11 protein-coding genes are annotated in these 12,587 nt (G+C 50.2%); 9 read left to right on the plus strand and 2 right to left on the minus strand.

What is annotated here, in order from left to right; genetic code table 11:
* Nucleotides 1-54: 54 nt before the first annotated feature.
* The 3 genes from dmul_RS12110 (at nt 55) to dmul_RS12120 (ending at nt 4,132) form a co-directional block, all read left to right on the plus strand.
* A complete protein-coding gene (locus tag dmul_RS12110; RefSeq protein WP_020878748.1) occupies nt 55-1,179 on the plus strand; it encodes a 3-hydroxyacyl-CoA dehydrogenase family protein in 1,125 nt (374 codons plus the stop codon).
* A gap of 164 nt (nt 1,180-1,343) precedes the next feature.
* A complete protein-coding gene (locus tag dmul_RS12115; RefSeq protein WP_020878747.1) occupies nt 1,344-1,949 on the plus strand; it encodes an acetate uptake transporter family protein in 606 nt (201 codons plus the stop codon).
* A 140-nt stretch (nt 1,950-2,089) separates the two neighbouring features.
* Nucleotides 2,090-4,132, plus strand: coding sequence for a 3-hydroxyacyl-CoA dehydrogenase/enoyl-CoA hydratase family protein (locus dmul_RS12120; protein ID WP_070962314.1), 2,043 nt, complete (start codon nt 2,090-2,092; stop codon nt 4,130-4,132).
* A 394-nt stretch (nt 4,133-4,526) separates the two neighbouring features.
* Here the strand turns inward: dmul_RS12120 and dmul_RS12125 are convergent, their stop codons facing one another.
* Nucleotides 4,527-5,570: an IclR family transcriptional regulator gene (locus tag dmul_RS12125; protein WP_020875257.1), complete on the minus strand. Its 1,044-nt coding sequence runs from the start codon at nt 5,568-5,570 to the stop codon at nt 4,527-4,529.
* A gap of 667 nt (nt 5,571-6,237) precedes the next feature.
* On the opposite strand from dmul_RS12125, the gene dmul_RS12130 reads away from it, so the two are divergent.
* The 6 genes from dmul_RS12130 (at nt 6,238) to dmul_RS12150 (ending at nt 11,853) form a co-directional block, all read left to right on the plus strand.
* Nucleotides 6,238-6,837 (plus strand): acetate uptake transporter family protein, encoded by a 600-nt coding sequence (locus tag dmul_RS12130; RefSeq protein ID WP_020875256.1) that lies wholly within the window; start codon nt 6,238-6,240, stop codon nt 6,835-6,837.
* A 23-nt stretch (nt 6,838-6,860) separates the two neighbouring features.
* Nucleotides 6,861-7,154: a hypothetical protein gene (locus dmul_RS12135; protein ID WP_040413736.1), complete on the plus strand. Its 294-nt coding sequence runs from the start codon at nt 6,861-6,863 to the stop codon at nt 7,152-7,154.
* Nucleotides 7,154-8,008 (plus strand): 3-hydroxyacyl-CoA dehydrogenase family protein, encoded by an 855-nt coding sequence (locus tag dmul_RS12140; RefSeq protein ID WP_020875254.1) that lies wholly within the window; start codon nt 7,154-7,156, stop codon nt 8,006-8,008. Before dmul_RS12135 ends, dmul_RS12140 begins: the two co-directional genes overlap by 1 nt.
* A 140-nt stretch (nt 8,009-8,148) precedes the next feature.
* Nucleotides 8,149-8,472 carry a hypothetical protein gene (locus dmul_RS20270; RefSeq protein WP_144016647.1) on the plus strand — a complete coding sequence of 108 codons (324 nt, stop codon included), beginning with the start codon at nt 8,149-8,151 and terminating at the stop codon, nt 8,470-8,472.
* A 54-nt stretch (nt 8,473-8,526) separates the two neighbouring features.
* Nucleotides 8,527-10,569, plus strand: coding sequence for a 3-hydroxyacyl-CoA dehydrogenase/enoyl-CoA hydratase family protein (locus dmul_RS12145; protein ID WP_070962316.1), 2,043 nt, complete (start codon nt 8,527-8,529; stop codon nt 10,567-10,569).
* Between the two features lie 93 nt (nt 10,570-10,662).
* Nucleotides 10,663-11,853, plus strand: a complete 1,191-nt coding sequence (locus dmul_RS12150) for a thiolase family protein (protein ID WP_020877922.1) — start codon at nt 10,663-10,665, stop codon at nt 11,851-11,853.
* A gap of 163 nt (nt 11,854-12,016) precedes the next feature.
* Here the strand turns inward: dmul_RS12150 and dmul_RS12155 are convergent, their stop codons facing one another.
* Nucleotides 12,017-12,577, minus strand: coding sequence for a response regulator (locus dmul_RS12155; RefSeq protein ID WP_236885995.1), 561 nt, complete (start codon nt 12,575-12,577; stop codon nt 12,017-12,019).
* Nucleotides 12,578-12,587: the final 10 nt, after the last annotated feature.

A 12,587-nucleotide genomic window follows, 5' to 3' on the forward strand; every position in this document is an offset into this window, starting at 1 on the left:
TTTAGATTTCCCACATCAAATCAGACGGCAGAACGGCCGTCAGGGAGGCATCAAATGAAATCAATAGATACCGTCGGCGTTATCGGCTTCGGCGTCATGGGTGCGGCCATTGCACTGAATGCAGCATCCGCCGGAGAAACTGTCAGGTTCAAAGAGCTGAACGATGATCTTGTTAAATCCATGTATGACAAGTGGGTTACCCAGCCTTTGGCCAAAAAGGTTGAAAAAAAGAAGATGAGCGAGGCAGAAGCCCGGTTGATTGCAGGCCGCATTGAAGGCACCAGCCGTTACGAAGATCTTGATGACTGCGATCTGATCATTGAAGCGGCTGTGGAAAATTTTGAACTCAAAAGAAGAATCTTCAAGGACCTGTCCGATGTCTGCCGGGATGACACCATCATTGTGAGCAACACCTCTACCTTTCCTATTGGACAGTTGATGAAGGATATCAGCCATCCCGAACGTACTGCCGGGCTGCATTATTTTTTTCCGGCCAATATCAACCGCCTGGTGGAAGTGATCCGCCAGAAAGAAACCAGTGACGCAACCTTTGATGCGCTGACGGCCTTTTCGAAAAAGAACGGAAAAATACCTATTTCAGTAAATGACTTCCCCGGATTTGCCATCAATCCGGTGTTCATCGCCAGCTATATGGTGCTCAATTCATTTTATGGAGATACCTATAATGCTGCCACATTGGATTATATCTCCAGGCTGGCATTGGGCATACGCTACGGAATCATGTGGGTATCAAACGGCTCCGGCCTGGGAACTTGTTATCACGCTGCCGTTTCCATGAATGAATATCTGAGCAATTCCGATGTTGGTTATCCGCCGGTCCCGGAACCTCTTAAAATTCAGTTTGAAAGCGGCAAACCCTGGGATATTGAGGACGGCCCACTGGTTGAAGATGCAGCTGTGCTGAACGTCGTGAAAGATCAATTACTTGGAACCGTTTTTACCATCTCGACACACCTTATTGAAAAAGGCGTTGTTTCTGTAAAAGATTTGGAACTGGGGATCTGTACCTCACTGGCATGGCCCAAAGGACCTTTTACCATGATGAATGATTTGGGCATGGATGAGGCTGCCAGGCTGGTAAAACTCGCCGTAGAAAAAAGGCTGTTCAAAATGCCCGACTCTTTCGCCCGGGGCGTTCCTGCTGCCTGGCGGATCTGAGCTCAAAACTTAATAGGCCCGCGAGTTACGTTACGCGGGCTTGAACATCCAACATTGATCTTTGATATTCTCGTAGACAGATATAGGCATCTCCAGCAATTGAAGGACCTTATCGTGCAGAGTGTAGTAATTAAAAAAACTCAATTAAAAAGGATAATTCTTTTATGTCTCAAGAATCTCACAGTTTTTCCAGTCCTGCGCCTCAGGCCCTCGGTGCCTTGGCCATTGCGTGTTTTATTTTTTTCGGCCTTCTCACCGGCCGAATAGGCGAGGAAAGTCGTCTGGCCGTTGCCTGTTGGCTTTTTGGAGGATTTGTGTGCCAATTCACTGCGGCCATCATCGAATTAAAGGACAAGAATCATGTCGGCGGTAATGTAATGCTGCTTTTTGGCAGTTTTTTCATGCTGGTGACTGCACTCATCAACCTGGCGGAATTTATAACTCATGCCAATGGGATCCATTTCGCCCTGGCCTGTGATCCTTACGCCTGGCTTGTTCTGGCCATTGTGCTGACCCTTTTCACCCCTGCCTATCTGGTGGGCTCTCCCGTTTTCTTCATAGCGCTGGTTTTCGCTGATGTCGCACTGTGGTTTCTAGTGATACTGAAGTTTAAGATTTTTCTGCCCCCGATGGTTTCAGCACAGATAGCGGCTTACTGCATCTTAATGGTGGGCCTTTTCGGAATTTATCTTGCAACAGCCAATATTATAAATACAACCTTCAAAAAGGCGGTTATCCCAGTGGGCAAACCCTTCGTTGTCATGAATTGAACGGCGGCCGTCCTGTGCCGCAGGCAGGGGGATTCGCACGGTCGATAACACCCATCACCGAAGTTATCAGAGGTCAATGGTTATGAGATCCGATCATCAGTCCTGGAAGTTAAATAAATAAATTCAAGGAGAGGAAGCAAATGACACAGCTAACGAAAATAGGTGTCATCGGCGCCGGAAACATGGGCAGCGGTATCGTTCAAAAAATCGCCCAGGAGGGGCTTTCCGTCGTCATGGTCGACACCCAGGATGACTTCGTTCAAAGGGGCCTTTCAAACATAAAAACACTGCTTCAGGCCGGGGTTGACCGGAAGATTTTGTCGGCCCGTCAAATGGAGGATACCCTCTCCCGGATTACCGGTACGGTGGATTACAATTTGGTGGCGGATGCCGATCTGATTGTCGAGGCTGTTTTCGAGGACAAGGCGGTCAAGTCGGCTCTTTTTCAGAAACTCGATGCCATCTGTCAGGAGCACACTATCCTGGCCACCAACACTTCCAGTTTCTATGTTCGGGAGTTTGCGGAGAAAACAAAACGGCCGGACCGGTTTGTCGGACTTCACTACTTCTACCATCCAGCGAAGAACCGCCTTCTTGAAGTGATTCCGCACGACGGCACCGGTCAAGAAACGATTGAAACGGCCTTGCTTTTTGCAAAGCTTCACGGAAAGACCGCCATCATCGTCAAGGATGCACCGGGCTTTGCCGTAAACCGGTTTTTCGTCCCGTTTTTGAATGAGGCGACCCGAATGCTTGAAGAAAATATGGCCAATATCGCCACCATTGAGGCGGCGGCCAAAAATGCGTTCAAAATCGGCATGGGGGCATTTGAACTGATGAATGTCACCGGCATTCCAATCGCCGTCCATTCCGCCGACACCCTCGGCCGGGAACTGGGCCCGTTTTATGCGACATCCGGCATCCTTCGAAACCAGATGGAGAAAAAAGAGAACTGGGATCTTTCCGGGCCGGTGGACGAAACCAAGATGGAAGCGGTGGAGGACAGATTTCTAGGCGTCTGTTTGGGCGTTGCGGCGGCCCTGGTAGATGAAGGCGTCGCCTCGATTGAAGATACCGACCGGGGTGCAAAAATCGGTTTGAGGTGGGCCAAGGGCCCGTTCGAGATCATGAACCGTATCGGCATCGGTAAAACATACCGGGTAGTGGAAGCCATCTCACAAAAGTATCCGGATTTTAAAATTCCCGGGATTCTGATCCGGCAAAATCGTCTCGGCAGGCCCTTTGAATTCAGTTGTGTCGACCTGATGACCAGGGATCATGTGGCATACATTACCATCAACCGTCCGGAAGCGATGAACGCCCTGAACGAAACGGTTATGGAACAGCTCGAAAAAAGATTTTCCGAAGCTGAAAACGACCCCGGTGTCGACGCCGTCGTGTTTCAGGGAGCCGGCAAGGCATTCGTCGCCGGAGCCGACATCCGGTATTTTGTGGATAAGATAAAGTCGGATCGCATATCGGACATCGAAGCCTTTACAAGAAAAGGCCATGAACTTTTTCTGAGAATCGAAAATTCCCAAAAACAAACCATCGCTCTGTTGGATGGCCTGTCGCTGGGGGGCGGAAGCGAGCTGGCCCTGGCCTGTCAGAAGATTCTCGCAACACCGGCCGGGGTGATGGGGTTCCCGGAAACCGGCATTGGCATTTTCCCGGGTCTGGGCGGCATGCTTCGGTTTGCAAAACTTGCCGGCGCACCGTTGGCCAAATATTTCACCTTCACAGGGACCTTGCTCGGCGCCGAAGATGCCCATGCCCTGGGTATTGTTTCAAAACTTTCACCTGCCTCTGACGTGACGTCGGCGCTTGCGGCAATGATCGCAGAGGAAAAATACGATAAATATCATAAACGCGAACTTCCGGCCAAATTCCGAGAAATTGCCGAAGCGTTTGAAAACGACAACAGTGAGAAACTGCTCTCCGGTCAGGCTCCCGCGGAAATTTCCGCCGACATCACCGGCCGGGTCCTGAAAAGCATGGGGTACAAGGCACCGCTGGCCCTGAGAACGGCCGGAAAGATCATCGACGAACAAAAAAAATTATCCATCAAAGACGGCATTGAGCTGGAACTGAGTTTTCTTGGGGAGATGTTTGCGACGGCGGATGCCCTGGAGGGGCTTCAGTCTTCTCTTGAAAGAAGGCGGCCGGTCTTCAAGGGCGCCTGATTTGAGATCCGCTGGGTTAAATCGCCGTCACCGGCAGGACGGGACTGACCCTGTTCACGGCCTACCTGCACAGCATAGGGATAGTCGCTCTTTTCAGGCACCTTTTCGGTACCATCCGAAGAAGCAGGAAAGGTCTTCCCGTATTTGAATCCGTGAACCAGGTGCTCTGTGCCATGGTAGACGGCACCAGCGGACATTTGACCCGGTTTGATGTTGAAAATTGTCTCCCACGTCGAAAAAGTCGTTCTCAAAATTGCCGAGGCCTGCTTTGGCCGTCTTCGAATTTCCGAGATACATCCCCGATGCAATAATCCGACGCCCATATCACAGCAGCGCACCGAAACCCGGGCGTCAAATGCATCTTTATGTATGCCGCCGGGGATGGTTCCCTCCCCTATCTTCCACCATATCCTAATTCCGAGGAAATCCCTTTCGCGCATTCCTTGACCAGTTCGATCAAACGCTGCTTATTCTCACGGAAAATTCGTTCCGCCGGGCCGGCTACTGCAATGGAAGCATTGACCTGCCCTTTATAATCAAAAACAGGAGCAGCCACAGAGCATACATCGGCTTCAAATTCCGAATCGCTCTCACTGAATCCTTGTTTTCGAATAACAGCCAACTCTTTTTTCAGCTGTTCACTATCGGTAATCGTGTTTTTGCCCAGTTTGGCGAGGCCCGTGGTTTCAATCAAATGATCAATGAAAGACGAGTCTTTAAAGGCCAGAAGCACTTTTCCAGGAGATCCCGCGTACAAAGGCATCGTATTCCCTTTTGCGGTTATGAACTTGACCGCCAAAGGGCTCTCGATGATATCCACACAGATCGCATTCAGACCGTCCGCCACGGTCAAAACCGCCGTCTCCAGAGAACGATCAGCTAGCAATTTCAGATAAGGAAAGGCAATTTCGATTACGGAGGTCTTCTTGGCCGCGAAAAGCCCCATTTTAAGGACCGCGACGCCTAGATAAAATTTATTCGTTTGTTCATTTGAAGAAAGGAATTGTCGTTTTTGAAAAACCTGCAAGTACTTATATGTTGTGCTCAGCGGTATGGAAAGGCTTTTCGCAATCTCCTGCGCAGATAATTCGAGGTGTTCTGAGTCGAAAAGACAGAGAATATCAATCGCTTTTTCTAAAGTGCCAAAAGACTTACCCAAGATGAATCTCCCTATTTTCTCCTCATGGAAAAAAGGTTTATGAAAAAAAAATGCCTCCTGAACACAGTTCTTGCCGGATAAATGCAGCTGCTTAACCGCTTTCGCCTGACGAAGCTGCTCTCCTCCGGATCTCCCACGAGCGCGGTTGAACATCAAAGCCAATGGAGACGGGATGTGCTGATGGGTTACCTGGAGCACAGACTGCAAATGGCCGGCGCCACCCGACTGATGGCCGCAAAGCTGCCGGACCTGGCGGCACAATGACCGTCCATCATTCATTATGAATCAACTCCACGGCAGCTGAGATGAAAAACCCGGAAACTACAGGTGAGTAATCGTTTCAATTATCATAATACAACAATGAACTATTGTCCGGCGGGCATTTATCAAGACTCACTCTGCGTGTCAAGAAAATATTTCGATTTTTCATAAGCGTTCCATCAAACTCGCTGCGATTTTTCTATTTCCTCATAATTCTATTTCCTCATAATAAAAATATCTACTAATGATTCAACTTTCGACTTTCATGATGGTGAGCGGATAGCGGTGCCGGGAGGATACGGCCTATGAAAGTCGAAAGTTGAGTGAAATATTTTTCTTGACAGGCAGAGCAGGCCTTGATAAATTCTCACTTAGCGATATTTAATTATTACATAGTGATAATTTGTTTTTTTTCATTCACGGGCGGCTGTTGTGTTCTCCGCTCCGGCTACCGTGCAATCAATAGGTTGGAAATAATCCATACCGTCGACATCGACAATGATTTCTTGGACTGTTGATTCTCCAGGAAGGGATCCTTTACAGGCTGAGCCCCATGTTCGTATAGATCAGCGTCATGCGAGAAATAAGTTCGGTTTGACGATGAGATACAAATTCAGAGAAAAGTGTTTCAATTTGCTTTTTTCCTCATCGAATTAACAATGTAAACCACACTAAGGAGAATTTTATGTCTAATCAGGATCATCTGTTTTCAAATCCTCTCCCCGCCGGTTTGGGCACTTTAGCAATGGCATGCTTCGGCTTTGGGGCTCTATTGTCGGGGAAAGTAACGCATGACGTAGCGCCTGTATTGGCAGCATGGCTTGTCGGCGGCTTTTTCGTTCAAATCGTGGTTGCAATCATTGAATTCAGAGACAAAAACCTGCCTGGTGCCAATGTGTTCCTGATATTTTCTTGTATGTTCATGCTGACAGGAGCATTGAGTCTCAGTGCCAAATACTTTCTGCATCAAGCTGGAATGGCTTTTGATGCTTCTATCGAAGGTTGGTTGTGGCTTGCTATATCACTCTGGTTTTATATTTTACTTCCATGCTTCTTAAAAAGCCCAAAAATACTCTTCATTATCGGTGTCCTCATCTGCATAGCGCTTGCGTGCATCGTTTGTCTTGATTTCGGCATCGTAGGCGGCAGAGCCGCCATTGCAAAGATTGGTGCTTATAGCTTGTTCGGTGCAGGAATCCTTGCCATTTATCTTGCAGGAGCGATTGCGATAAACACCCACTTCGAAAAACAATTGCTTCCTGTAACAGCCCCATTCATAGTATAGATTTCTTGCCAAAAAGGGGTGACTTGTTTGACAACGACACCACGATTGGCGATACCGTCGAAATGGAAGCCATCGCCGCCATTCTGCTGGAGACCGGAGGCGCGAAAAGACTCAACCGCCGTGTTGAGATTGACGATTCTTATCTTGGCGGCAAACATGTTGCCGGCAAAAAAGAAAGAGGCGGCGGAAGGGAGGCTGCCGAGCATGATCCCTCGGCAGACCGATGTCGCGGTTCAGACACCGCCCATGCCGCTGCGCCGGCTGACTTTGGTGAGAACCCGCGGTCATCAAAAATTCTAAAATTGGAGGGACAGTAATGAGCATCAAAACGATCGGAGTCGTCGGAGCAGGAGCCATGGGGACAGGAATTGCACACGTGGCGGCCATGGCGGATTACAACGTGATCTTGCGCGATGTTGACATGTCTTATGTGGACAACTCCATTCAGAATATGGACAAATTCATGGCCAGGTCCGTCGAGAAAGGAAAGATGACCGAGGAGCAGCGTCGCGTTGCACTCGAGCGCATCAGAAAAACCGTCGTGCTCGAAGACTGTGCGGACGCTGATTTCGTCATTGAGGCGGTCATCGAGAACATCGACCTCAAAAAGGAAATTTTCCAGGCCCTCGACAAGATCTGCCGTCCGGAAGTCATTTTTGCCACCAATACCTCGTCCATGTCTATCACGGCCATTGCCGCCGGCACCGGTAGGCCGGACAAAGTCTGTGGGCTGCATTTCTTCAATCCTGCACAGATCATGAGATTGGTCGAGGTGATTCGAGGTTTGGAAACGTCCGATGAAACCATTTCAGCAGCCAAAACCCTGGCTGAATCGTTCGGCAAGAAGACCATCGAAGTCAAGAAAGATTCTCCGGGCTTTGTGGTCAACCGCATTATGATTCCTCAGTTCATTGAGGCTGCCCGTCTGCTCCAGGAAGGTGTAGCTTCAGTGGAGGATATCGACACCGCCGTAAAACTGGGTCTCAATTATCCTATGGGTCCCTTCGAACTGATGGATTTCACCGGGGTCGACATCAGCTATTTCGTCATGGAGTATTTCGCGGACGAGCTCCGCAACAACCAGTATGCCGCACCCCAAATCATCAAACAGATGGTTCGCGCCAACAAACTGGGCAAAAAGACTGGATGCGGATTTTATGCAAAAAAATAAACTCGTTTCGGGGCGCGCCTGTTTTTGCCAAAAACCTTTGCACTTTCCGGTGAGATTATTATGTAAAGGCGGTCAGACAAGCTGCTCAAGTTTGCAGAATTCGATCCCCCCTTCTGTAGAAAATTACCAGGAGGTCATCGGTGGATTCGTCTCGCCCGAATGATTTCCCGGCACGCGTCGGCAAACTGAACATCCGTATTCGGGGTATCCTTTCATGTCTCAAGAATTTCAAAGTTTTTCCGGTTTTGCCCCTCAGTCTCTCGGTGCCTTGGTCATTGCATGTTTTATTTTTTTTCGGACCCCTCACCGGCAGGACAGGTGAGAAAAATGGTCTAGCCGTTGTTTGCCGGCTTTCTGGAGGACTTGCACATCAATTCACGACGGCCGTCCTGCGCCACAGAGAGGGGATTCGCACGGTCGATAACACACCCATCACCGAAGTTATCAGAGGTCAATGGTTATGAGATCCGATCATCAGTCCTGGAAGTTAAATAAATAAATTCAAGGAGAGGAAGCAAATGACACAGCTAACGAAAATAGGTGTCATCGGCGCCGGAAACATGGGCAGCGGTATCGTTCAAAAAATCGCCCAGGAGGGGCTTTCCGTCGTCATGGTCGACACCCAGGATGACTTCGTTCAAAGGGGCCTTTCAAACATAAAAACACTGCTTCAGGCCGGGGTTGACCGGAAGATTTTGTCGGCCCGTCAAATGGAGGATACCCTCTCCCGGATTACCGGTACGGTGGATTACAATTTGGTGGCGGATGCCGATCTGATTGTCGAGGCTGTTTTCGAGGACAAGGCGGTCAAGTCGGCTCTTTTTCAGAAACTCGATGTCATCTGTCAGGAGCACACTATCCTGGCCACCAACACTTCCAGTTTCTATGTTCGGGAGTTTGCGGAGAAAACAAAACGGCCGGACCGGTTTGTCGGACTTCACTACTTCTACCATCCAGCGAAGAACCGCCTTCTTGAAGTGATTCCGCACGACGGCACCGGTCAAGAAACGATTGAAACGGCCTTGCTTTTTGCAAAGCTTCACGGAAAGACCGCCATCATCGTCAAGGATGCACCGGGCTTTGCCGTAAACCGGTTTTTCGTCCCGTTTTTGAATGAGGCGACCCGAATGCTTGAAGAAAATATGGCCAATATCGCCACCATTGAGGCGGCGGCCAAAAATGCGTTCAAAATCGGCATGGGGGCATTTGAACTGATGAATGTCACCGGCATTCCAATCGCCGTCCATTCCGCCGACACCCTCGGTCGGGAACTGGGCCCGTTTTATGCGACATCCGGCATCCTTCGAAACCAGATGGAGAAAAAAGAGAACTGGGATCTTTCCGGGCCGGTGGACGAAACCAAGATGGAAGCGGTGGAGGACAGATTTCTAGGCGTCTGTTTGGGCGTTGCGGCGGCCCTGGTAGATGAAGGCGTCGCCTCGATTGAAGATACCGACCGGAGTGCAAAAATCGGTTTGAGGTGGGCCAAGGGCCCGTTCGAGATCATGAACCGTATCGGCATCGGTAAAACATACCGGGTAGTGGAAGCCATCTCACAAAAGTATCCGGATTTTAAAATTCCCGGGATTCTGATCCGGCAAAATCGTCTCGGCAGGCCCTTTGAATTCAGTTGTGTCGACCTGATGACCAGGGATCATGTGGCATACATTACCATCAACCGTCCGGAAGCGATGAACGCCCTGAACGAAACGGTTATGGAACAGCTCGAAAAAAGATTTTCCGAAGCTGAAAACGACCCCGGTGTCGACGCCGTCGTGTTTCAGGGAGCCGGCAAGGCATTCGTCGCCGGAGCCGACATCCGGTATTTTGTGGATAAGATAAAGTCGGATCGCATATCGGACATCGAAGCCTTTACAAGAAAAGGCCATGAACTTTTTCTGAGAATCGAAAATTCCCAAAAACAAACCATCGCTCTGTTGGATGGCCTGTCGCTGGGGGGCGGAAGCGAGCTGGCCCTGGCCTGTCAGAAGATTCTCGCAACACCGGCCGGGGTGATGGGGTTCCCGGAAACCGGCATTGGCATTTTCCCGGGTCTGGGCGGCATGCTTCGGTTTGCAAAACTTGCCGGCGCACCGTTGGCCAAATATTTCACCTTCACAGGGACCTTGCTCGGCGCCGAAGATGCCCATGCCCTGGGTATTGTTTCAAAACTTTCACCTGCCTCTGACGTGACGTCGGCGCTTGCGGCAATGATCGCAGAGGAAAAATACGATAAATATCATAAACGCGAACTTCCGGCCAAATTCCGAGAAATTGCCGAAGCGTTTGAAAACGACAACAGTGAGAAACTGCTCTCCGGTCAGGCTCCCGCGGAAATTTCCGCCGACATCACCGGCCGGGTCCTGAAAAGCATGGGGTACAAGGCACCGCTGGCCCTGAGAACGGCCGGAAAGATCATTGACGAACAAAAAAAATTATCCATCAAAGACGGCATTGAGCTGGAACTGAGTTTTCTTGGGGAGATGTTTGCGACGGCGGATGCCCTGGAGGGGCTTCAGTCTTCTCTTGAAAGAAGGCGGCCGGTCTTCAAGGGCGCCTGATTTGAGATCCGTTGATGATCATATGTGATCTGCAGATATCTTTTGTTCAAGATCCATGGATTTACTTTGAATAAGAAAAGGGGGAATCACAGCATGTTAGCAAAAGCGTTTATTCCATACGGCGGCTATTACAGCACCCCGTTTGCACGGTGGCAGGGGAGCTTGGCTGGTGAAAATGCCATCGTTTTGGCATCCGATACCTCGAAGCGTTGGATCGCGGGTAAGGAATGGGATCCCAAGATGTTTGACTATGTCATATTGGGCGTCACCGTCGGTCAGCCGAAACTCTTTTACGGGGGTCCCTGGTCCGCGGCATTGATCGGGAGCGTCGACACACCGGGGCTCCTCATCAGCCAGGCATGCTCCACCTCGACAACAGGCATCTTTCAGGCCGCCATGGCCATCGAAACGGGATTCTGCGAGAATGCCTATACGCTGTTCACAGACCGCTGTTCCAACGGGCCCCACACGATCTGGCCGAACCCGGCCGGACCCGGCGGTCAGGTGATTTCTGAAGATTGGGTCATGGACCACTTCGGGAAGGACCCCTGGGGCGGCACCTCCATGATTCAGACGGCCGAAAACGTGGCCGCCATGGCCGGGGTCACCCGGGAGGAGTGTGATCAGGTGGCCCTTCGCCGCTACGAACAATACGCCGACGCGATCAAGGACGACAGGGCGTTCCAAAAACGTTACATGGTTCCGGTGGAAGTAAAGTTGTCCAAGAAAAAGACGCTTCATATCGAAGCGGACGAGGGAATTACGAAAACCACGGCTGAAGGGTTGGCTGGACTCCGGCCGGTGCTGCCGAACGGCGTGCATACCTTCGGTGCCCAGACCCATCCGGCGGACGGCCATTGCGCGGTCGTGGTGACCACCCGCGAAAAGGCCAAAACGCTCAGCACTCAACCGGACATCGAGATTCAAGTTGTGTCTTATGGTTTTTCAAGAGTGAAAAAAGCCCACATGGCCATAGCGCCCGTCCCCGCAGCCCAGATGGCCCTGCTGAAAGCCGGTTTGAAGGTCGAGGACATGACAGTCATCAAGACCCACAACCCATTTTCAGCCAACGATATTTACATGGCCAAGGAAATGAAGCTCGACGTGAACAGCTTCAATAATTACGGATGTTCCCTTGTTTTCGGTCATCCACAGGCTCCCACCGCGGGACGCTCGATCATCGAAGGAATCGAGGAGGCGGTCATCCGGGGCGGCGGTTACGTGCTGTTCACCGGGTGCGCGGCCGGCGATACGGGCGGTGCATTGATTCTCAAGGTCGGTTGATTTCACCATGGGATCGATACGGTAGGGTCATCACGAGGTATCGATCCCGATTTACAATTCCTTCATTCAAAGAGCGGTATGTTTATTTCAGGGGCTTAAACTCCACGAACGATCGCTCACCGTTCAAGATTACAGGCGGGCACGATGGAGATCTTGAACTGAATCAGATGCCTTTATCAATTACATTCGGATTCTTTAAAAGACGTTTCTGAATGCCCTTGCCGATGGTGTATGTTTTTTCAAACTCTGTCCAGAAATCCTTATTTTTATCTTTCCAGCCTTCGCCAAACCGCTCATCATAATAATCTCCTAATTTTTCAAACAGATGTTTCCACGGTGGCTCCCCCTTTTCGTGGGCACTGATCAGTTCGGCCAACAGTTCGTCGAGTTCGGATAGGGTCTCTTTAGGAATATAAGAGATCGCACCTCTGCGGATCGATTCCATCAGGGTTTCCGGATTGATGGCATGGGCCGTAAGCATGACGGCCGGAATATTACGTTCCACCGCCTCATCCAGGAGCGTCAATCCATTCACTCCCATGATATCGAGTATGACAAAATCATATCTGTTCGCTTTTATTTTTTCCGAGGCTGAAGCATAATCCCCTGCCTTTTCCAGTTTGACGCCATCCAGGATATCCTCAATGGTATCCAGAATATCTTTTTCATCATCCACGGCCAGCACATGCTTCCCTTTCAGAACAGCCAGTTTATCGGTCATCATGTCCTCCTGA

The sequence above is a fragment of the Desulfococcus multivorans genome, from assembly GCF_001854245.1.
GTDB classification, from domain to species: domain Bacteria; phylum Desulfobacterota; class Desulfobacteria; order Desulfobacterales; family Desulfococcaceae; genus Desulfococcus; species Desulfococcus multivorans.